Source organism: Reticulibacter mediterranei (genome assembly GCF_016587455.1).
Window position 1 is genome coordinate 1,286,456 of record NZ_BNJK01000002.1, and the last position, 23,490, is coordinate 1,309,945.

Here is a 23,490-nt window from a genome sequence, read left to right on the forward strand (position 1 = left end):
CAGGTTCAGGAACGCATTGGCCGCGCCGCTTCTCTCGATTCCCGCCCCAGTATTTCATCTTGTTCATCACGGTACAGTCGGTCGAGAGGAATGGCGACGAGGTGATCTTCACTGTCCGGCCCGCGATATTTCACCTCGAAGCCGGTATGCTGAGGACAGGTTTCCACCTGGGTGAAGACCGCTTCAGGTTGCACAAATACGACGGTAAGCTGATAGGCCCCGCGCTTGAGCTGGAGTGGTGCGGCATGTGCAGCCGGTGCCTGTGTGTTGGGCCAGTGATGAGCCAGGACGACCCAGGTTTTCTGCCCCTGTTGCAGTGTGACGCACCACCCGTGCTGCTCGGCGGCCTCGAAATCGGGCCTTTCCCCCTCGGGTGTCGGTGCACCAGCGTAAAATTCATACATGCCTTCGTGTTCGATGAGCAGGATGCCTTGCCAGCGCACGCCGAAGCCTTCCGGCCCACCGAGTGGCTCTGCATTGCGTCCCTTTATAGCAAAACCGTTGCGGATACCGGCTAATCGCGCCTGGGCAGGCGAGAGACTCAGGTCCATCGATGGCAGAACGGTTGGCACGGGAATATTCCAGCGATTCTTTTCATGTCCAAAGGCGTTCATTGGACCTCGTACTTCACGCCAGGTAAGATTGCCGTCTTCAGGGAGAAATTCGCCGAGCAGCCCAGTTCCCGTCAGCCCCAGCAGTGCTGCGAAGGCACCGCCATTTGGCCGGGGTTGCCAGGTGATGTCTGGTATCTGCCCGTCATCTGCCTCCCAGGGACCCGTTGCCATATTCTCGTCGGCAAAGAGATGTTGTAGCAAGCGCCAGGCGAGTTTGACTCCATCGGGCTGCTCCTGCCCGGTCGTGGCAGCCACGTGATGGGTCAGGTGTTCGGCAATGACGTGGCTGCGAGCGTGACAGTGGGCAAATGCATGCCGGAAGTAGGACCAACGCTTTTCTTCGTCATCTTCCTGGACGAGGTACTCTACTGCTGTACCAAAGTTGGAGAAGATGAACGTGAAGGCGGCGAGATCGGCACGAGGCGCAAAGTATAGATTCTGAACTGCGTCCTGTTCCTCCTGGTTCAATTGCCGAATATGGCTCAGCTTCTCAAACACCTCCTCATCCATCAGCGGCAGGCGAATCCAGAGTTCTTGCGTAGCGGTGTCATAGCGGAATGGGCTATCTGGCGTGTTCCACATGGCCGGGGTGGTGCTGACAGCAGCAAGAGGAACCCGATACTGTCGCTGCTTCATATCCACGTGGTTGCCGCAGGCCGAGAGAACATCGGGGAAGAAGTGTTCCCCAATGGAGAGCAGAGGGTCCGCGCCGACAGACGGCTCATAGCCAAACTCGTAGCGTAGCGACGACTCGATGTGCCACCATGTCCATCGCTCTGCTTCCTCCTCCGATATGCGAACGTGCAGCAGTTTGCGCCGTAATGCCTGGAGCGAAAACCCTTCCTTATCGTCATCGTCTGGAAAATCGAGGGGGAAATCGAGCGCCTCGTTATCCTCCGGTAGGGGGAATGGATCGTCACCATCCAGGTGCTTGTCTGCCGTAAACAGGAAGAGGATTTCGCCGACGCTAAAATCGGATGCGTAGATCTTGGAGAGAACTTCGGCAAAGCGCAGGGTGTGGGTGGGTAGAGCGTGCCAGGTATCTGCGGGCTGGTTGGGATCGAAACCCGAGAGCTGAGAAAGCGGGTCAAGGTTCTCTGCCAGCAGCTTGATGAAGTGTGCCGGGCGGGGGCCGCATTGGTGGCGCATTCGTGCGTAATGCTGAACGCGATCAAGAAGTTGCTGCACAGCCCACGTCCACTTGTCGGCACCTGGACCGACCCACAGAGCCAGCAGATGCGTCCTGTCCGCTCCAGCCTGTCCTGTCGCAGCCATGTGGTCTGTGTTGTTGGTGAGCCAGAGTCCCAGATGGTCGCGCAGTATCTGGAACGCCGCAAGCTGGCGAATAAAGTCGGGATTGATTGAGCCGCCATCAAATAGTTTCAGGACATTACAGATGTCGCACAACTGAGTGAACGAATATCTTGCGCTCTTTACGTGTTGGAGCTTGCGCCAGAGACGGACAAAGACGGCCAGCAGCTTGAGAGCTTCGTCCGGGTTCTCCGGTTCCTCAAACTCGATGTAGCAATTGTCCAGGCAGCACGGCTCGCAGTCAGGAAATGCCCCATTTTCGTCAGCCTGCCGCTCACTGCTGCACCGGAACTTCACAAACTCTGACTTCCACAGTTCGAGGAATTCGCAGTACGAGAGGCCTGTTCGCTTTAGGAATTCTGGAACCTGGGCCACAATTTGCGTCCAATGCACATCTGTATCTCTGATTACGAACGTTTCGGAAGCGAAGTAGTAGACCTGCCAGAGCAGAAGCTGGTTATCTGCTTGTGTCGTGACGATATCCTGTGTGAAGAGCAGGTCATATTCTTCGGGAGTGATGCCCAGGTATTCTCTGGCAATCTCGATACGTACCGGGTAGCGCCAGAGATGTCGCTGGAAGTCGCCCGGCTCACCAGCGGGATCGAGAACGAACTCGGTGATATCTTTACGGAATCTCCGCATCACTGCGTAGCGGCTCGTCTTTAACTGTCGCAGGTAAGAGCGCGAAATGTCCAGTGGTTGGGAGTAAGGCAACAATGGTGAGGAGAAATCGCTTTTCAGCTGGTCATAAGCGCCCGCCTGAGCTACCAGCGTAGCCGGAGAGGAGTACTGTGGCACGGTCTCAAACAGTGCTGCCGGGTTGTGACAGGATTCGGTGTGCTTGTTGTGCTTGTGTGAGTGGTGGTGACCGTGTGTGTCATCCTCAACCGCGCAGAGTTTGTGTTCGTCGAGCCTATCGCCAGCTGTGTTATGCACAACACCGGCAGGAGGACTTGGCACCTGAGCGGCGACGGCTTCAAGGCACTCATTCACGATGTCGATGAGCGGCAGAGGTGTCTCAAGGTTAGCCTCAGTGACCTGCAGCAACCCAAGAGGGCCACGCCGCTGTGCAATCATATCCTCCAACGTCTGCTTAACATCTTTCGGCAATGGATTCTCGCAGGTAGAGGCAACAGAGAGACTCAACAGATCATGCAGGTAAGCCACCGGGCCAAGCGGCGAGAGGTAGAGCGGCGGTACGCAGTTCACGAGGCAGCCATCAGGATTGATCGGCTGGAATTCCTGATCTCCTGGCTCGCCCGGCTGCTTCTCGGCCTGAGTATTCTGATAAATCTGCGCGGCATAGTTGTAGGCTATTGTGCCAGTCAGCGCCTCCTGGAAATTATCAAGTGTCGAATGTTGCACTTGATACAGGTTTGTCACCCCGCGAGCGTAGAGTGCTTCCATTACAGAGAATTGCAATTCAGGTTGGCTGTGATGGTCAGCCGCTGGAGGCTGGCCTGGTGGTAGGACATCCTTTGCTGTCATGATATACAGGTCGTTGATTGTTTCAAGCACCTGCGTCAACCACGCTTTAGCGGCCTCATCATCCTGGAAGGTGGCATCGAGCGCATTCTGAAATGCGGGCTGCGATGGGAAGGCCGAGCCAAATGTGAGAGAGCCATAGTTGTTGATGAAGCTGAGAAGGGGATCTCCCATGAGTCCAGGAAATGTTGGAGGAGCGCCCAATGTTGGGGTTGATGGCCCCGTCGATCCCGAGGAGACGGTAAAGAAGTTTTGTAACTGGCGGACAAAGGCTTTCACACGCTGATCAGGAGTTCCGGCTGCGATGAAAGGAGGTAAGAGATCGAGCCGAGGTGGTGGCGGTGGAGTGTGTGGAGGTTGTGGTGGAATAAACAGATCATGCCACTGTTCCGCTGTTACCTGGATCAGATCCTGGACCGTTCCGACCGTAAGAACTTTAAGATTTCCATCATCGAGATATTGCCAGGATGCCTTGATCGCATCGATCAACTTTTGGAAGCCGCCAGTCACCACACACAGAATCAGGTCCAGGTAGCCACTCTTGTAGGTTGTCACAGCAGTTTGCCAGAAGGTATCGATGGCTGCATCGTCGCCAGTGACGCCGAGCCATGCCCCAACCAGAGATGGCAGGTCGTCGATAGTAATCGCGCCTGTCGGGTCTGTGCTGCTGATCTTGCCCAATGCGTTCAACTGTCGTACCGCCTGTTCTGGCGTTATGGTGGGTGCATCGGGATCCTCTGGGTTCGGAGGATTCGGAGGAAGCACCGGGGCACTGATGATGCCTGTATCGATAGCATGATGCAGTTTGGGCAGAAGCTGCTGTTTGCTTGCCAGGCAGGCCATCTGGTATTGCTGCTGCGGCGTGACCTGGGTTGGCAGGCCAGCGCCCAGTGCGTAGAAGTACTCGACGGGAACAGCAAAACCGGGGTTCATGGGCGCATTCCCGTTCGTTAGCAGAACGGCGCCTTCCTTAACTCCCGCTGGTGCTGCTTTGCTCTGATCGACGATGATAGGAAACTGGAAGCGCACGGTAGGTGCCTGCTGGCTCAATTTAAAGCAGGCTACGGCCGCCGAGAGCGAGTAGACGAATCCTACCAGTCGTTCCGCTTCTGCGTTGGGTTTCGCATAATACTTCTGGAGATCTCCCTCAAACTGCTGGCGGTCCCCCTCGTTTTTATTCGGGTTGGTTCCATCTAGTAAATCCCCATTGTTAGGAGGGTTGGTATAGAGGTCTCCGAGAGGGTCGGGCGGTGCCGGAAGTGGTTTCTGCTGGCTCCATACAATTTCATAGGCGATCTTGCGGCACTGTGCTTCAGTTAATGTTTCCAGGGCTGGTGGCCCACCCGGCGTGGCGTTCAGCACGTTCTGTACCGCGGCCAGCAATTGGTTGAACGGAGGAGGGGTGCCATTGCTCGACTGCGTCAGATTCACCGGATTCTTGCTCGCAGGAGGAGCCGGAAGGGTCATGTAGAAACTGGTCGCACGTGACGGAATATTCTGATACTCATCAGGCGTCGGCAGAGGGCCGCTACTCACCAGTACATCGTAAAAGGTGGTATCGACAGGAATCTTTATGCCATGCCGTGAAGCGACAACGGAAATATCAAGGTATGCTGGTGGAGGCGCAGATAACTCGATAATTGCTGTAGCTACGGATGCCGGGTTGTAGCCGAGGAAGCCGAAACCAGGAATAGAGATGCCATCTGGGTTAACTTGCTGAATAACTCCAGCACTCAATTTGAAGGTGAAAGTGACGGGAGTATTCTGGGGTAGATTGCTTAAAGTCGGCCTGGAGAGCGTTACTGAGGTCTGGTTCGCTGCGATAACGGTTGTGTTGTTATCGATAATACCTGGCTGTGCATTTACCGTCATCCCAACCGTGATGCCATCGGTTGAGGTGAACTGTAAGACCGTCGCTCCCGCTGCAATCGCAGCGTTCGTATTCTTAGCGAAGGAGAGAGCAGGAGGATTTGTGATCCAGGGTGCGACATTCCCGTAATCCAAGATGAACGATGCAGTCGTACCTGCTGGCACATAGTTGGGGAGAGAATTGCTAAGCGTAACCGATTGTTCCTTTACCTCGATGACGGTGATACCGGGAGCAAAGGGGCTATGATCCTGGGCACTAAAGAGCCACGAACCAACGGCAATACCCTCGGTAGAGGCAAACTCCAGCACCGTTCCGTAATCGTTCGGTCCAACCTGAGCAGTCGGCGCTGCTGTGAGTTTTGACGCGATCCCAAGATAGGTTTGAAGTACGCCAGGGGCCGGGATCAATATCAGCGGCGAGGAGTATACTGCTGAACCGAGAGGTTGTGGTGGTGTGCCAAGCGGAAGATTTGCCGGGAACACCTGAATATGGAGATCATCGAGATAGGCGGCAAAGGTAGCCCCGTCCACCGGTGACGGCGGCGTAAGTCGAATAACAATATAGTCAGCCATTGCAAATCCTCCTGCTGTTCAAAACATTCACAGCATTCGCCCAGGCGAAGATAACCAGGGTTTCTAGATACGTGTGAACGAACCATTGATTCGATTTGTGCTCAACTCGTTATAAGACTATAGGGTTGAGAGTGTGTAATCAGGTTAAGCACAGTTCCCACTCCTTCTCGTTGGCTCTTTAAGCAGATCCACTTTCTAAAATTGTCATTATTGCCAATCGGCTAGTTTTACCAAGTTACAGGAGTAAAAGAAACGTTCGGTATCTTCAACGTTTGTTGGACTAACCTGATAAGTCTTTGATCACCAGTAACAATCGAATAACCGGTCTGAATGCCGTGTATCACTAATGCAGCATCTGCTGTAGTATCTCCTGCACCTTGTTGCCATGCTATACGCCAGAATAAATTTCGCATCTCTGGATTACTCAATTGTCCATATTGTGTACTCAGAGGCGTGATACCTTCTTCGAGAAGAAATTGTGCTCTCTGCGTCTGCTGTACCTCGTTCTCTACATCCAAGAATTCACGAAGTTGACTGAATGTTACAGTTGGCTGACCAGCACGAATTGCGTTTAACGCATTCTGATTACCTGTGCTTGCTTTGACTAAGACATTTGCATCGACAATAGTAGGAGAAATAGCTGCGCTTGATGCTGCAATTTTAGAATCTGCTGTTATGACTGGCACTGCCTCCTCGATAAATCTGGCTTCACTGGTCAATCTACTTGCCGCAGATGCTTCGGCGAGAGCGTTGACTTCACCAACACCAATCATCATGGATGCAAAATGCCATGCTTCTACATCCGTTTCACTACCACCAAGAGCACGAATGGCTTCATCTGGTAATGCAGCCGCTTCAGAGAGCGCATTGAATGGAATAGTAGCAAGGTTGTTAAGGGAATGGGATAGATTTGCAATGATATTCCAGGCAACATAGCCCGACTCATACCGCCCAACGGGTTGAAAGATGTCATGCTGTCCTGTCTGATAGTAGAAAGCTGGGTAGGTAAATCGCCACCACGGATCCTCGCTTGGTACAGAAGGACCTGATGGAGAGGCCGCTGCCAGTGGCATCTGCGACGGAGGAGCTGGAGGCGGCAGCATACTCATGATCTCGGGATGCTCTTCAGGAATGGTCATCTGCAACTCTTCCTCTCGAGGTGTTCCATGTACCTCGGGGAGACTCGCCTGGGCCTCTTCCTCAAGTGGATGCGGAGTTATCGCTTGTGTTCCATCAAGGTCATGGAAGCGAATAGGGTTGCTTCGTGAAAAAGCATAAATGTTCGCCCCATCCACTGTTCCTTTCGGATCACAATTCACCCACCCCCCCAACCAGCACACATAATACCGCGCCCCATAATAGTACAATCCACTCTCCTCATCCCGCTCCTTTCCGGTGTAACGATATCTCTCAGGCGCTTCCGTCTGCCTTCGCACAGCCTGATACGATGTACTCCCGTAAGGGTAATACTCCTCATATGAGATGATCTGCGCCTGCTCATCCAGTTCCAGCATTGCTGAGCCGAGATGGTTGCTGAATTGATAGCGAATAAGTTGTTCCGGTGAATCATCATCTCCTTGCGTGCGCGTCTCGATCAAAGCAACACGATTTTTGTCATCCATTACATGCAATGTTTCGCGTTCCAGCGTCACGGTGCTGCCGTCTCCAGCATACTCACGATAGATCTCAAAGGTGCCCAGGTAGATGCGCTCCTTCATGCGTGTTGGCGCTTGTCCGGCTGCGGCCTGCTGCGAGGTGAGGGCATGCTCGGTTACTTTACGCACCCGTTGTCCATTGGTGTCATACACATAGTAGGTGATTTCTGGCACGCCACCATTGTTGACCACCTGTTGCGCACTGGCCTGAAGCTGATCCCGGTAATCCCACTGCATCAGCGGCAGATTGGGCATGCTGGTCATGTTGCCGTGGGCGTCGTAAGTGTAGTGTTCGATCTGTTCACTACTGACGTGCGTCTGGCTCAGACGATTGTTGACCCTGCCCTGCTCTAACTGGCTGGTTTCGTCATAGGTGTAGGTGCGCATCCAGCCAGGATTGACGAGATGGCTGCCACTGTGAATCATCTTCAGGATATTGCCTACCTCGTCATAGACGTACTGCTGGAGGTAGCGGCCCATCGCGTTACCATCGCCCGGTTGTAAAAGGCCCACGCGAGGCATATCGGTGGGGCTAGTCGGTATCGGCACGAGATGACCGTTTGCCGCCTGTCCAAGATGCTCCCGCCCCGTTGCCGCGATCAATCGATAGATTGCGTCATAGGTGTATTCGCCGCTGGCCTCTACCCTCCGATTGCGGAAATAGATGGCCTGTTGCGCTTCATCTCGGATAGAGGTGATATTGCCGGTCGGGTCATAGGTGTAGTGGAGGTTCTGCACGCCGCAGTGCGAGCGGACATGGGGCGGGCAGTCGTCTGGGAAGGCTGTGCCACGCAGGGTGAGCAGGCGCTTCAAGCGGAACGTCTCTGGATCGTACTCGTAATGTGTCCGTACCGCGTTACTGTACTCGATCAGCGTGCGCTGGCCTTTGGCGTTATAGTCGATGTTGCTGACAAAGGTCGTCACCTTTGCTTCGCCGCGCAGGTTCCCTTCGAGACGCTCCAGCAGATTCGCTTCGTTATAGGCAGGGCGGATAATGCTGTTATCCGGCGATGTCAGCGTGACGGGACGGTTGAGCGCGTCGTAGGTGATGCTGCTGTAGATTAGCTCTTCCAGCGCCACCTGTGCCGACCAGTCGGGAATGTTCTTATAATCAACGGTAAGCTGGCGACTGCTGTGCAGCAGATTGCCTTTGAAATCGTACTCGTCACTAGTGACTACGCCCGCACAGTCGAAAGTCTGGTATACCTTTCCACGCAGATTCCTTGTTGCAGGGCTATCCTGGCTCTCGCCATAGAGAGTACGGTTTATCAGCAATGCTTGTCTGGCGTCTTCATTCAGGTGTACCTCGATTGGCCTGCGAAGAGCATCATAGAGAGTATGGAGCCTGTGCCTCCGGCTGTCCCAGGCATAGATGGGTTTGCTTGCGACATCGTTCAGCATCCAGTGCTCGCCTGCTTCCATGCTAGCTTGATGAATGCGGTTGCCCAGCATGTCGTAGTCATAACGCATCACGACGCGGTTGCGGGCATCGATGACCTCGCGCTGGTTGCTCTCAATGTCAAAGAGGATACGGGTCACGAACGTTTCCTCGCTGATCGTGCCGTCATGCTCGTAGCGGTTGTGAGCGACAGTGAGGAAGGTGCGGCCCAGCGTATCGAAATAGGCAACGGTCGGCGTCCTTGCATGCACTGCCGCCTTATGCGCTGCGTCCTGCTCCTGTGAACCCAGCGCGCCATTTTCGCGCAGGGTGTACCATGTTGGTAGGTAATCGGCTTCGGGCAGGCGGCGGAAGAAATCACCCACATCCGGGTCGTCCTGCGGCTCTGTTTGTAGGGCAGTGTCGTTGACATCCCAGGTCGTTTGCTGCCAGGGATCGAAGACGACTTTCTCGTAAGTATGGTTGGGGTGCAGGGTAGCGACCACGCGCTCGACCGGGTCGTAGAACAGAATAGGGCTGACCCCGACTTTTCTGGCGAACTCAAAACGATGGGTGTCGCTGAAGAACGGCTCATACTGGCGCACGGGTTTGCCCTTGTTGTTGAAAATGGTCCAGCCGCTGCCCACCCAGCGCTGCTTGATCTCCGGCCCATCCTCTTCCAATGGTCCTGGCTCCGCTTGCATCTTTTTCTGTATCTCACGTCCAAAGCCGTCAGAATACGAAAAGCTATGCTGGATCTTCGTTTGCTGGCCGGGTGCCAGATCGGCATCATGTGTTTCCCGCACCATTGTGTATACCAATGTGGGGCGCGGGTTCGGGGTATTGCGCGTCTTCCAGTAAGCGAACAGATCGTAGAGCAGGCGCGTCGTGGCGTGCTGGAGAATGCTGTATGGGTCGGCAAATGGGTCTTCCACGTGGGCAGCAATGACGTCTTCTGGTAAATCCACCTCGAAGTCGTCGAGCGAGTCGCCTAGGTGTTCCTCTGGCTTGCCCATGATTGCCGTGCCTACCACCATGCCGAGCGCGTCGAAGGCGACAGCAGCCTGGTTGCGGTTGGCATCCATGATCAGTGTGGGCTGGAGCACACGGTAATCGAGACTTGCCATCAGCAACTTGCCATCACGGTCTCGCACTCCGGCGGTGATGCGGTTCCCCATAGCATCGCGTGTCTCCAAAAGCAATAGATCGTAGTAGTCATAGGAGACCGTGGTGGTCTGTCCGAAGGGATCCTGGTACCGATGAGGCTGGAAAAAGTGCTGCTGGGCATATATTCGCTCTTGAGCGGGAGTATCGTTGCTGTCTGGAGAGTAGAAAACCTGCCCGGAAAACGTCCACCATGTATCGTCGGGATCGTCATGTGGGAACCAGCCAGTTGTCTTATACTCGTTGCTCTGAATGTACCCTCCTTCATTCCCAAGCATAGCAACCAGATCGGGCAATAAGTCCTCCACATCACCATTGCGCTTGCGCCTGTATACCTCTGCGAGCAGATCTGGCGTGAAAGCCTGCCTGTAGCTGGCGAAGATCAGGGCCATCGTCTCTACTTTGCCCAACGGCAGCGGGCCGCTCATATCATCGCGGCGATACAGCGTGCGCGTAAGTTCGATCAAGCGACGGTAAGGCTGGTTTATATGCGCGCTGCTGCCGCTCATATCCTCGTAGGGAAGATCGTGGTATCCATCACTGGCGGCAGCTACTTTGCGCTGCATTTCGTTAAAGCGGAAGAGATTTGTGACATGGGGCTGCTGCGAGTCGGGCGTGACATGGTACAGTTCGTAGGTGCGCGTTTCACACAACAGCGGCTTGCGATAGGCATCTTCTTCCTGGATGGGATTGGTGTAGCGGTTCTTGGTGTAGGTGAGCAGGATGCGCCTTTGCTTCTCTCGATCACTTTCGGTTAACAGAGGATTGGGATCGTCATGACGGCGACCATAGCCAATCGCGACAGAGCGCAGAATATTCCCAAAATCATCCACTGCCAGCATCATAGTATGGCTGACTCGCGGATCAGCCAGCCATCGGCCATCTACTCGGAACAACTTGCGCTCATAGTGAAAATTGATGGTTTCGCGAGCATGGGTGAAGAATACAGCGTGGCGGTTGGGACCGTGTGGCTGCAACATTTCAATGGTATAATTGCGCTCTGAGATGCTATAGGGGTGCTCCGCCTCCTCGCTCTCATCAAGCGAGTAGATTTCCTGGCGCAGGATTGAACCCTTCAGAGAGCGGCAAGCTTCGCGCGCCTCATCATCTGTCAGGTTATACGGCAAGCGGTTCTCCCCACTCAGACGGATACTTCCTGGCAAGATGGTATCGTCTAGCAACATCGCTTGCAACTGTGCAGGGGAAAAAGCTGGGAATTCTTCTCCCAGATGAAATTCTTGATAGTAGGCTTCATCATATTGCCGGGAAATCAGGCGGTTCTCAAGATAGGCACCAGTATGAAACCATGTCTTCGTTAAAACCGGCGGCACGTGAGACGCCTTGTCAATATTGGTTGCGGGAGATAGTTCATTGTGACTGGTGAGGGCGGCGAACTCTTCGGTGTCCAGTTGTTCCACCATGCCGAAGCCGTGAAACTCGCGCTCGTAGCCATCATAAGAACCGTGATGATAGATATAGCGGGTAACGAAGCGGTTGCGGCTGACACGGTCAAAGGTTTCCACCCGTTCCACCACCGAGACAGGGAATGGCAGGCGGGTAATCCAGGGATGCCCGGCAGCTTTATCCTTCAGGTAGAAGCGTGTGGAGGAGGCATAGGTTACATATGTTTCCGCCCCCAGGTTGTTCTTGACCGAGCGTAACAGGTGCGGCTTTTGACCTCCCATAAGATCGATATAGCGCATAGGCTGGGGCGCGTCTCCTGGCAGCGGTGAAGACCAGACAATACATGCAGTACCATTACCGAGCAGATCAACGACCGTGACGGAGGAGAGGGTATCAGTGCGAGGGAACCAGGACAACACGCGTGGCTGGTTCAGACTGTTGCCAGCCTGGTTAAAGAAAAGTTTGACCCCCTCGCGTCCGAGATAAATGACATCCGTCGTGCCTGACCCGTCGATATCAGCCAGGCGAATACGTCGCTGGTCAAATTGGTCGAAGGTATCGAACCAGGGGACGTTGTCCATTGTCACTCTGGCTCCAAAGCGACCATAGCCGAGATTGGGCCAGTAGCACACTTCGCTATGACGAATACGCACCAGATCAGTTAACCCGTCGCCGCTCATATCGGCCAGGTAGATGGACTGCTCACCGTCGGCGAAGACAAGTGTCGGCCCTTTTTCTTCGTTCAAGCTGCTGTAGGTGCGTTTCCCGGTTCCAAAGCCGCGTTGTGCCTGCGAAGGATACCAGATGAAGGCCTGCTGATCGGTAATCAAGACATCAACAAGTCCGTCTCCTGTGAGATCGACAAAACGCAGGTTGGGATCGGACCAGTTAATATCCGGCAAGGAAGCGAAGGTGTGGAACGATTGCCAGCCATCCCCAGTGCTTCGCTCATAAAAGCCTGCCACCGGACCACTGAACTGAACCAGTTCGACACGCCCATCGCCCGCCAGATCCAACAATTGCTGCCGTCCGCTGCCGAGCGCAGTCAGAGAGGGTTGCGTTGCCAGGCGTTGTATTGGGCCAAAATGTCCATCACCCAGGTTCGGTTTGTAAAACAGGGCGTCAGTCTGCTCCGTCAGAATGCCGGAGACGCCTTCGCCGTTCAGGTCTACCCACTGGTACGCTTTGCCGTCCAATCCAAAGGGCAGGTTCTCCAGGCTTGCGGCGTCGATCTCTCGCATATCCTCATGAATGATGGCCTGGCTGTACTCGAACTCAAGCGGCGGCAGAGAACGTTTTAGATAACCGTCCCCCGTCGCTTGTGGCCATTTTGTGTGATGGAGGCAATACATGAGGCAATAGGATTGCCTTTCTTGCGATCGTCAGGGTGGCTGCGCCTGCTCTGGTAGGTAAAGTCCGTCGAATGCACCAGGCAGTTCTCTCCGACGCTTTCCTCATCAGGGAAATGGTGAAACATCAGGATGCGCTGGCAGAGGCGGTAAGTGCGGACCTCAAAGCCGCTACGGTACGAGGAAAATGGGTCGTGGCGACAGAGCCATTTGCCCATATCACCCGGCTGCGGACGCTGCTCGTCATGCTCGCCATAGTCGAAGACGACCTCGAACATCCAGTTGGCCTGATTCAGGTCTGGCTGAGTCAGGCGCGAGGTGCGATTGCCGTAGGTGATGCGCTTCAGATAACGATTAGTGGAACGACTCTCAGGGGTGCGATTGCTCTCGTGCGTCTGGGATAGATCAACGCCCTCAGAATTCTCCTCCTTGTACGTATAGACAATGGCGTTGCCCTTATCATCATAGCTTTCGCAGATGAGCCAGCTAAAAATATGTTGTGGACGTTCTGGGTCAGGGTCAGTCGGATCAAAAATTCTGGAATTCTTGTCTTTGCCATACAGCGTGGTAATATTGTCCTGTGTGATAGAGCGCCAGTGAATCTCGTTTGTTTGCAGATTCGTCCAGCGCTCAATACGAGAAAATAACCCTTCGATGCGGGGCTGGTACTCCTGAATGCGATAGGTAATGCCATCCACCGTTCGCTCAGTAGCAGCGCGTCGCCACTCTTCACCAACTCGAATCAGAACCGGGACCAGATCTTCAGCACCGGAAAGGATGAAGACATCTGACTCCTCATTATCGATATAGCGTGGAAGCCCCTTATCTGTTTTGCGGGTGATAGCAGGGAGTGAAAGATGCCAGCCGAAGCCGAAGGGTCCATTGCCTGTGCCGGAGTCATAAGAGAGCGAAAGCTGTGGCCCAAACCCAGAGCGGCCTGGACTAGTAGCAATGGGGACTGTCATCGACCCTGTGCCCGTAACCGGGTTCGCAGCAAATTTTTCCCCAATACCGCGAATAGCTCCCCCACCCCTGGGAAGGGATATGCTTGGAGGACTTGTCTGGTTATTGCCAGATCTGTTATTTTCGTCCTGGTTCGAGTTGCTGGTAGTGTTAGCGAGCATGACATAGTTCCTTTTTCTGAACTATACACTTCTTCTCACTGGCCCTGGTATAAAATTTTGTCCTCTCTGCTGTTGATGTAGGGATAAGATGTCAACTCAATTGTTCTGCCCAGCATAGTAGATAGACGAAAGGGGGAATATTTTTTCGCATATGTACTTTTATTACTTAGTTCATCTCAATATGCAGCTATATGCAACTATACCGCAGATAATCGACAAGTTGCGATGTTGCGAACTCGGTGGTCAAGCGACGTGACGCCATTGGCATGCGAGCGGAAAAGGGGAGGTAATTGGAAGTGATGTGGGTCTCTCCAATGAAAATGGAGAGATGCCAGAGGTCACAGAATGCAGATATTGCCTCTCAATCTATGTTATACACATGTGAGATTGACCCAAAGAGGCTTACTCCAGACATTTATTAGGGAAGCCCCGTCCAAAAATACCATACTTCCTTCGTCATTATAATAGCCAGAATCATCACTACTCATGTACTTCGTGAAGCTTCGTCCAAAGATAAATACCTGGATCATTTGGAGGAACGAATAATTGATGGTTCCTTATTTTACCTTTTGGGTGCGATAGTCAAAAATAGCTAAAGTGGTACACCACCAGATTCGGAATGGCATCCGAATTATGGGCTAATTAACTGTTCCTGCATAGAGGGAAACATTAGAGAAAAGGCGAGAGGAAGAAATCGATGAACGGAGTCAATGCCAACGTAAATCCGATCTCTACGTTGAGTTGGTTCGACTTGCAAGAGAAACTCAACATGTACTTCGGGACATCATTCACAGCATCCTGGGCGTTTCGTGGGGTCGGTAAAGAAGAATGGAGCCTCCAATCTTCACTCGAACGTCTGGATCTGAAAATCCCTCCTGTAGTAGCAGAGCAATATTTGTTAACCACATTTCAGCGCCGAGTGCATCATTACATCTCCGATCCGCCAGCTAAAGACGACTACCTCGAATGGTTAGCGTTGTTGCAGCATCATGGTGCTCCCACTCGGTTATTGGACTGGACCAAGTCGCCGTATGTAGCGCTGTTTTTTGCGCTAGATCAACCTCGCGACCCGGGAGGCAACTGCGCCCTCTGGGCGATTGATCTGCAATGGTGCAAACAACAAGCTATACAACAGATAATGTCAACTGGACGGATGAAGGAAATGGACCCAGATGAATCTCTTGGAAGGCCAGAGACGTTTCGTGAAGTGTTCTTCACCGATCCGCCGATCCAGTTTGTCGCGCCGCTACAACCGTTTCGGATGAACGAGCGGCTCACCATTCAGCAAGGCTTGTTTCTTTGTCCGGGTGATCTACAAAAGAGCTTTGAGGGCAACCTGCTAACATTTACATATGACTTTATAAATCTGTTGTTGTCCCAGTTTTGTGGATCTCCCGCAACTTTCGTGCTTCCAATACAACCCTGATTCGTAAAAAAGATAGAGGAACATTTTCGATCAAACATTGCTTCAAGGTGGTTATCTTGTCCCATATTCCCTTTCTGCTTCCAGGTTTTGAGATCCAGCAAACCACTCATATTGAGGGCATGCTGACCATTACTGCTGTCTCTACTAGTCAAACTGCCATTTGTCCTTCTTGTGGGAAGACGAGCAAGCGTCTTCATAGCTCTTACATGCGTTCACCTTATGATCTCCCGAGTAGTGGTCTCTCAGTACACCTCCAACTCTCCGTCAGGCGCTTTCGCTGTCAGAATGAAGACTGTCCTCGTCAGACGTTTGTGGAACGGTTGCCGGAACTGGTTGCAGTCTCAGCCCAGCGAACGGTGAGGCTGACTCGGCTCCTGTATGCCTTCTCTCTCGCTCTGAGCGGGGAAGCAGGGGCTCGTCTGCTCTTAGATGCTGGAATACTCACTAGTCCTGATACCCTTTTACGGCTGGTCAAAGGCGGCCAACTGCCCATTACAAAGACACCCAAGGCCATTGGCGTGGATGATTTTGCGCTCCGCCGTGGGCAAACGTATGGCACGATCATCGTTGATCTGTCCACGCATCGTCCAATCGATCTGCTCCCCGAGCGCACGGCTGAAACCCTTTCCCAGTGGCTGGTAGAGCATCCCGGCATCGAATTTATCAGTCGAGATCGATCCAGTGAATATATGCGCGGGGCAACAGAAGGCGCTCCACAGGCCCAACAAGTGCTCGATCGGTGGCACGTGCTCAAAAATGTCCGCGAAGTAGTCCAGCGCATTGTCAACCGAAATCATGCCAGCTTGAAGCAGCGCCAAAAAGACGCTGGAGTCATTGTTCGTGCGCGGTACAAGAAAAAGCGTAGTAGCAGCGAAATTGCCGCTTCCCAGGTAGCTCGCTTACGGCGTCAAGCATGGTATGAAGAGGTGGTGGAACTTTACCGACAAGGCAATAGTATTGCCGCCATTGCGCAGCAACTCCAGATGAGTCCAACGACCGTCCGCAAATTCGTCTACGCGGGAGCCTTCCCAGAACGATCGGCTCACAGAAGTCGGCGCATCGTTCGACTGGAGCCGTACCTTCCGTATCTAGAACAACGTGTGCAGGAAGGATGTGAGAATGCCAGCTTGCTCTGGCAGGAGATTTGCCAACAAGGATTTACTCATGGATACAAAGTGGTCAACACCTGGCTGCGAGAGTATCTGGAGAAACCGGGACGCAACTCTTCGCAACAGGAAATAGCTAAACGTCAGGCATTCTTCGATGTTGTGCAGGCAGAACAAGGAGTGGTTTTCTCGACAGAAGAGATGATGGAAACAGCACAAGGAGAGAGCCTGTCTCTGGTGGTTGAGCCATTAGAGTCTCCTCGACATCTCACTTGGCTGCTGTTACGTGATCCTGGCAGTCTCAATGTGCAAGAACAACAGAAGCTTGCCTTTCTTCGTGAGGTAGAAGCTCTCAATACCACTTATGAACTGGTACAACGGTTTTTCGAGATGGTACGAGAACAACAAGCTGATCTCTTGGATAACTGGCTACAAGCATGTGAGAAGAGCAAGGTCCCTGATCTGCAGACCTTTGCTGAAGGCTTGAAAAGAGAATATTCTGCGATGAAAGGCGCTCTTCAATTTTCTTACAGTAATGGACCTGTTGAAGGGCAGGTCAATAAACTTAAATACGTCAAGCGCAGCATGTATGGCCGTGAAAAGTTTGCCTTGTTACACCAACGATTTTTACAAGCTGCCTAACCGAGCACGAAAGTTGCGGGAGATCCACGAAACGGGGTCAAGCTCACGGTGAGGAACAAGAAGAGCTTCTCGTCCGCTCGTTCTTCCTCTTTTGAGCGAGTGGAGAAAGCAGTGTGCAGAGCCTCCAGGAGGAGATCTCTTTGTCTCTGTGTTAGGACGAGGGTTCTTGCTCCTAGAGATCATCCTGCTCGTGTTGGGGGAGCCGTTGCAGCAGGGCTTGGACATCTCCGTTGGTAAGCAGCCTAGCTAGAAAGACTATGTAATTCTTGAAAACCTGCTGGGTCACAAGATGCTCTGTACCTAAAGACGCCTGGCAAATCATCGCTGCCTGCCGATACAGAGGTTCGGCCTCTTCGTAGCGACCCTGTTCCACATAGAGACTTGCCAGATTATTGAGGCTGGTCGCTGTGTCGGGATGATTGGCATCCAACTGCTCTTCTTGGATGGAGAGTGATCGCCGAAAGAGTGATTCAGCCTCGGTGTAACAACCTTGTACCATATAGAGGAGCGCTAGATTGTTCAAACTAGTTGCCGTATCCCACGGATTGCGCAACGAGATAGCAAGAGGCAAGAGAGCGTAATGGGCCAAGAAAGAATGATGCCAACCATCCCCGGTAACATACCTCTTTGCTCCTTCTTCTTTCGTTTCTCTCCAGAAATTTGAGTTTTTCGTCTTTCGGACGATTTTCATTCTCCCTTTCTCTTCATCGTAAACGCCCACAGAGGCGAATGATTGCTGTACTTTTGCCTGTATGCACTCGGCCCACCTTGCTTTTCCATGCCATCATTATGCGCGTTCTGGCAGGTCTGGTTATTTATATTGGTGTTGCCAATATTATTGACGAACTTAAAATTATTATTTATACTCATAGTATTGAGAAAGGAGAAACATTCATGACTCATGATGAACACGTCGATCAGGCCCACGTGCTTTTCCAAAGCTTGGTTCAGGCCGTGCTGGCACGCCTGACACAGGACTGGGCTGACCGGGGGCTCAGTTTGCCCCAGATTCGTTTACTCTTCGTCCTGTTTCATCTTGCGCCCGCGACCATCGGCCAGATTGCCGACCGTTTGCATATTGGTCAATCGGCTGCCAGTTTGCAGGTCGATAAGCTTGTTCAGGCTCATCTCGCCGAACGAAGCGACGATCCGAATGATCGCCGCCGGGCCATCGTGCGTCTGACCCCAGCCGGCGAAGCCTTGTTGGGACGCCAACGCGCGGGACAGCAGCGTTTACACGCCATCCTTAATGATCTGGATGATACTCAACTGAGCGTCGTTATCAACACACTTACCACCATTCTTGCTCTCGCAGAGAGCGAGGGTCTCTTTGAGGAGGGTTTCCATGACTGATCGTCTACCTGATCTCATGGCGCGTGAAGCCGCTGAAACGCTTCATCCGCGTGGTTGGGTCCTTGCGCTCATTGTGAGCGGCTTATTGCTCACGCTCGCCCTCTCTGCATTGGATGCGACGATTGTTGGCACCGCGTTGCCCACCATTGCCGGAGCCTTGCATGGCTTTGATCAGTATTCCTGGGTGGTGACAGCCTATCTGCTCACGTCTACCACCGTCGTTCCTCTCGTGGGCAAGCTCTCCGATCAGTTTGGCCGCAAAGGCTTCGTCCTGACAGGTATTGGTCTCTTCTTGCTCGGATCGGCACTGGCTGGGACTGCTCAGACCATGATCCAACTGCTTCTCTTTCGTGGGCTGCAAGGGCTGGGAGCGGGTTTCATGCAGACATTGGCCTTTACGCTCGTCGCTGATCTGTTTCCACCTGCGGAGCGCGGACGTTGGCAAGGTCTCTTTGCCAGCGTTCTCTCACTGGTCCTGATTGTCGCTCCGGCTCTCGGTGGCTGGCTGACGGACCATGCAGGCTGGCGCTGGGTTTTTTACGTGAATATGCCGGTAGGCGGCCTTGCCCTGGTGCTCCTCGCTGTGTGGCTTCCCTCCAGGCTCTCGGCACCTCGTCGAGCGTATCGTGGGTGGGAGGCCTGTCGCCGCATTGATTTCGCAGGTGCGATCACGGCGGCAGCCGCGACCATTTGTCTCTTACTGGCTTTGACCTGGGGTGGTTCGACCTCTCCCTGGAGTTCGCCGCTGGTCATTGGCGTGCTGGTTGGGGCTGCTCTTCTGTTTCTGGTATTCTTTGTGCTCGAACGCCGAGCAAAAGAGCCACTGTTGCCCCCTGACCTCTTGCGCAATCACGTATTCGTGGCCAGTTCTCTGCTTGCATTGACGCTTGGCATGATCATCTACGCCATGATCTTCTACCTGCCGTTGTTTATGCAGGGCGTACTCGGTCAGACGGCCACACATTCCGGCGCGACGCTTGCCCCCATGTTTCTCCCCTTAGCCGTGAGTGCGATGATTGGCGGCCAGATGATTGCCAGGCTAGGACGCTATCACGTTCTCGCAATCATCGGCGCGCTGATTTTGTTGGTTGGGCTCTTCTTGCTTACACGCATGGACGTCACGACAAGCTTTTTGTCAGCTACAGCAAATATGATCGTCGTTGGTCTAGGCATCGGTGTCCTCCAACCAATTTACACGATAGCTGGGCAGAATGCCATTCCTGTAGAGCGCCTGGGAACCGGGACGGGGACGATCAACTATGTGCGTGCCATGGGGTCATTACTTGGCACGGCGGTGCTGGGCGCGCTGGTGGCTCGTTCGGCCCAAACTTCTCACGTAGCTCCGGCGGCAAGGCAGCTACTCGTGGTGAGTCTCGGTCACGTTTTTCTGATCACGTTGGGAGTAGGGGTCGCGGTCCTCATCATCGCGATTTTCCTGCGTGATGTGCGGTTGCGCAAACGTGGAGAGGGAATGCCGATAAGGAACACGAAAATGGAAATCCTGACATCTCCGGTGAATGATGAGATGGAGAGAAGGAGTCAGAGATGAGTCAAGTGCTGCACATTTGACACCTATCTCTTCGTTCTCTGTCCTCACTGTTCTTGAGGATCAGGAGTATCTGGCACCGGGAACTAAAGTACATGCTCTCATCACTTCCTCTTCCCGATGCCAGGCGTATTGCCTACGATGAGCAAATCAAGCAAGGTGAGGGACCTTCCTCTCAAGGATCAGAAAAGATGAGTAGTAGCACACGCGTTTCTATCGCGATCCAGGCCTCCTCAGAAGCTGCGCCTACTCCGCCTGCATGGTTTGGCGAGGCCGTGCTGATCGCCCAGTACCTGCGCAAGCATGGTGTCCTGACCAAAATCAGTGAGGGGGTACGCTTTGCGCGACGACGCTTTGGACACTACGAGATCATCGATTTTCTCGCCGTGCTCTTCGGCTATGCCATCAGCGGAGAACGTACCCTGGAAGCCTTCTACGCACGATTGCACCCCTTTGCAGGCCCTTTCATGGCTCTGTTTGAGCGTGACCGGCTCCCCTCCCGTTCGGCGCTTTCGCGCTTTTTAGCAGCGCTGACGAAGGAACCCATCGAAGCGCTGCGCACACTCTTTCTTGATGATCTGTCGAGCCGCCCACTGTCAGACGAGAAGCAGGTGGGAGGTCTGGCGGATCGGGCAGGTGACGAGTGGATCGTCTTTGATCTTGATGGCACGCGTGAGGCTGCCCGTCAGCGTGCCTTGCCAAAGACCGAAGACCTGCCGCCGGTCTCTCGCCGATTAGATGAGATCTGTGCTCCTGGCTACACTGGACGCAAGCGTGGAGAGGTTGTCAGGACACGCACAACGGTTTCTCAGGCGCATAGTTATCAGTGGCTGGGCAGTTTCGGGAATTGGGGCAACGGGCGATATCGAGAGGAACTGCGCCAGGGGCTTTCGGCCATTCGCCGATATCTGACGGCGTATCAGCTCGACCCTTCGCACACACTGCTGCGACTGGACGGCCAATATGGAACGGGAGCTGTACTCGCGGATCTGGCAGGCTTCGCCTTTCTGACTCGCGGGAAGGAATACACCGTCCTCAATTATCCACAGGTACAAACGCGCCTGCACCTGCCTCCTGATCAGTTCCAACAGCGCCCGGAAAGCCAGATGGTGCGCAATCTCTACGACTGTCCTGATGTGCCAGTGGGACCCGAGGGCGTGCTGTGCCGGGTGATCGTGGCCACCCATCAGGCTTCCAACAAGAAGAGTCCCGTTGGCGTGACACGGGAAGGGGTCGTCTATGAACTCTTCTTCACCAATCTGCCTCAGCAGGCATTCACCGCTTGCGATGTCGTCGAACTGTATTTGCACCGCGGTGCCTTTGAGCCAACACTCTCCGATGAAGACAATGAGCAAGACCCAGACCGCTGGTGTTCTCACTCTGCTTGGGGGCAGGAATGCTGGCAGGTGATCTCGCAGTGGATCTGGAACCTCCGGCTCGAACTCGGGCATCAGCTCAAGCCTCAGGCGCTGCGCACGACCGAGTTTGCGAAAGCTCTGTCCGAAACCAACGAGCCGGAGCCTCCCACTTGTGGGTATGGTAAACCGACGGTTGCCGTTGCCTTCAAAGTGGGGCGTTTCTCGGGGCAGGACTTCACGCTCCAACCTGATGGCACGCTGTGCTGTCCTGCCCACCAGAAGCTTTTTCCCCATGAGCGACGCCGAGAAACTGATGGCAGCCTGCGCGTAGTGTATGGAGCCAGTATCCGTAGTTGCCGTCCCTGCTCTCTACGCGAGCAGTGCCAATGGAATGGGGGGACAACGGCAAAACCGCGTCAGGTGAGCGTCCTGCTGCATCCAGTGATGATCGGTTCTGCTCCTATCCTCTGGCATGATTGGGGACGTAGAATGCATCGGCATAGCTGTATCCACCTGCTTCGCTATCAGCGCGTGGAGGTCCAGGTCGAGTCTGGGAATGCTCCTCCAGCCGTCGCTCTCGCACCTCTCTCCCGTGCCGAACGGGCCCATTATCGTCTCACCTGGACACAGCGACTGGCGCGCAATGCGCGCTCTGAAGCGGGTGGGCAGGTCACGATCCGACTCTTCGGCGTTCCCGAACACGTTGCGATCTCACTCGGTTGGATAGCAACTTGACCGACGCTTCCTGTTCTGTCTTGCGTGCTCTTTTCGCGGACAAGTATGCTGTCCGCATGGAGCCTTTTCTCTCTTCTCCGGCTCGTTTTCCGATTCTTCCCGCCCTCTCCCTTTTCCACTCTGTATCCTTCTGTTTCTGCTTATTCAATCCGTAGGAAACTCCGTTCTGGGTGGTCCCCTTCACCAAAACGGTATGTAGCTCTTCAACAACCTCGTTGCACAATGCGTGGGATTGGCGATTTTACACAGTGGAAAGATCATGATACCTACCAGCAGGCGTTTAAGCGCCTTTTACGTGATCTCAAAGCTGAACACAACCCAAAGGGCTAATTGCTTGCATTTCTAGCAGTCTCTTTCGTCTTTTGTAAGAGAGGTATCTCTTTCTGAGAGAAGATTTGTGATGAGGAGGAACCCTTCTGATGACGCAGGAAGCATCGCACCCCATTGAGCTTTTTTACAGTTACTCCCATCGGGATGAACAGCTCCGTAAACGCCTGGAAACGCATTTAAGCGCGTTACGACAGCAAGGAGTCATTACTGAATGGCATGATCGTAAGATTGTGGCAGGCACCAACTGGAAGCAGAGCATCGATACGCACCTCACCACTGCCAACATTATTCTTTTGCTGATCAGTCCTGATTTCCTGGCCTCCGATTATTGTTACGGCATTGAGATGCAGCATGCATTAGAACGGCACAAAGTCGGGGAAGCTTCTGTGATTCCGGTCATTCTACGGCCAGTAGATTGGAAAGGAACACCTTTCTCCCATCTGCAATGCACGCCGACAGATGCCAAACCAGTAACAACCTGGGCCAATCGCGACCAGGCATTTGCAGATGTCGCGAGAACTATTCGTGCAGCCATTGAACACCTTCATGCACATCCACCTTCGTTGCAGCCTGTTCAACACTCTATTTCTTCTCAGTTGCCTTCTCCAACACCAGGTCAGCTTCAAAATTCAGATTATCATAGCTGTGTCTTGAGCTATGCCACCGAAGACCAGGCATTTGCCGAGAAGCTCTATGCTGACTTACAAAGCAAAGGCATCTCCTGCTGGTTTGCTCCACATGATCTCAAAGTCGGCGACAAGCTTCGTACCCAGATCTACGAGGCCATTCAGAAGAATGACAAATTGCTGCTCATCCTCTCTGAACACGCCGTCAAAAGCGATTGGGTGGAGCGGGAAGTGGAACTGGCCTTTGAGAGGGAATGTCGGCCACCGGAAACGCTGGTTCTCTTTCCTGTTCGTCTTGATGATGCGGTAATGCAGACGAATACGGCATGGGCAGGGGATATCCGCCGGATACGCTTTATTGGCGATTTTCGGCAATGGCAGCATGACGTTGCGTACCAACGAGCCTTACAACGACTGTTACGGGATTTGCAGGTGTAAGGAG

At 53.6% G+C, this 23,490-nt stretch carries 10 protein-coding genes; 6 read left to right on the forward strand and 4 right to left on the reverse strand.

Features of this window, described 5'->3' with window-relative positions; all coding sequences use genetic code 11:
* Window positions 1–5: 5 nt before the first annotated feature.
* From K3T83_RS44160 to K3T83_RS44170, 3 genes are all read right to left on the reverse strand, one after another.
* Window positions 6–5,852 carry a hypothetical protein gene (locus K3T83_RS44160; RefSeq protein ID WP_220209516.1) on the reverse strand — a complete coding sequence of 1,949 codons (5,847 nt, stop codon included), beginning with the start codon at window positions 5,850–5,852 and terminating at the stop codon, window positions 6–8.
* A gap of 227 nt (window positions 5,853–6,079) precedes the next feature.
* Window positions 6,080–12,694 (reverse strand): toxin TcdB middle/N-terminal domain-containing protein, encoded by a 6,615-nt coding sequence (locus K3T83_RS44165; protein ID WP_220209517.1) that lies wholly within the window; start codon window positions 12,692–12,694, stop codon window positions 6,080–6,082.
* A gap of 56 nt (window positions 12,695–12,750) precedes the next feature.
* Window positions 12,751–13,926, reverse strand: a complete 1,176-nt coding sequence (locus K3T83_RS44170) for a SpvB/TcaC N-terminal domain-containing protein (RefSeq protein ID WP_220209518.1) — start codon at window positions 13,924–13,926, stop codon at window positions 12,751–12,753.
* Window positions 13,927–14,623: 697 nt separating this feature from the next.
* On the opposite strand from K3T83_RS44170, the gene K3T83_RS44175 reads away from it, so the two are divergent.
* Both K3T83_RS44175 and K3T83_RS44180 read left to right on the forward strand, forming a co-directional pair.
* The gene (locus K3T83_RS44175; RefSeq protein ID WP_220209519.1) at window positions 14,624–15,352 is read left to right on the forward strand and encodes an FRG domain-containing protein; all 729 of its coding nucleotides are present in this window, start codon (window positions 14,624–14,626) and stop codon (window positions 15,350–15,352) included.
* Window positions 15,353–15,471: 119 nt separating this feature from the next.
* On the forward strand, window positions 15,472–17,100 hold the full coding sequence (locus K3T83_RS44180; RefSeq protein WP_444544570.1) for an ISL3 family transposase: 1,629 nt from the start codon (window positions 15,472–15,474) through the stop codon (window positions 17,098–17,100).
* Window positions 17,101–17,272: 172 nt separating this feature from the next.
* On the opposite strand, the gene K3T83_RS44185 is transcribed toward K3T83_RS44180, so the two are convergent.
* Window positions 17,273–17,791, reverse strand: coding sequence for a tetratricopeptide repeat protein (locus K3T83_RS44185; RefSeq protein WP_220209520.1), 519 nt, complete (start codon window positions 17,789–17,791; stop codon window positions 17,273–17,275).
* 203 nt (window positions 17,792–17,994) lie between these two features.
* Here K3T83_RS44185 and K3T83_RS44190 point away from each other — a divergent pair, with 203 nt between their 5' ends.
* The 4 genes from K3T83_RS44190 to K3T83_RS44205 all read left to right on the forward strand — a co-directional run bounded on the left by K3T83_RS44190 (window position 17,995) and on the right by K3T83_RS44205 (window position 23,486).
* Complete coding sequence (locus K3T83_RS44190; protein ID WP_220209521.1) at window positions 17,995–18,453, forward strand: MarR family winged helix-turn-helix transcriptional regulator; 459 nt, start codon at window positions 17,995–17,997, stop codon at window positions 18,451–18,453.
* Window positions 18,446–20,002 (forward strand): MDR family MFS transporter, encoded by a 1,557-nt coding sequence (locus K3T83_RS44195; protein ID WP_220209522.1) that lies wholly within the window; start codon window positions 18,446–18,448, stop codon window positions 20,000–20,002. The genes K3T83_RS44190 and K3T83_RS44195 overlap by 8 nt, the downstream gene beginning before the upstream one ends.
* A 92-nt stretch (window positions 20,003–20,094) precedes the next feature.
* Complete coding sequence (locus K3T83_RS44200) at window positions 20,095–22,092, forward strand: hypothetical protein (RefSeq protein WP_236065207.1); 1,998 nt, start codon at window positions 20,095–20,097, stop codon at window positions 22,090–22,092.
* Window positions 22,093–22,511: 419 nt separating this feature from the next.
* Entirely contained in the window at window positions 22,512–23,486 is a 975-nt protein-coding gene (locus K3T83_RS44205; RefSeq protein WP_220209523.1) for a toll/interleukin-1 receptor domain-containing protein, read from the forward strand.
* Window positions 23,487–23,490: the final 4 nt, after the last annotated feature.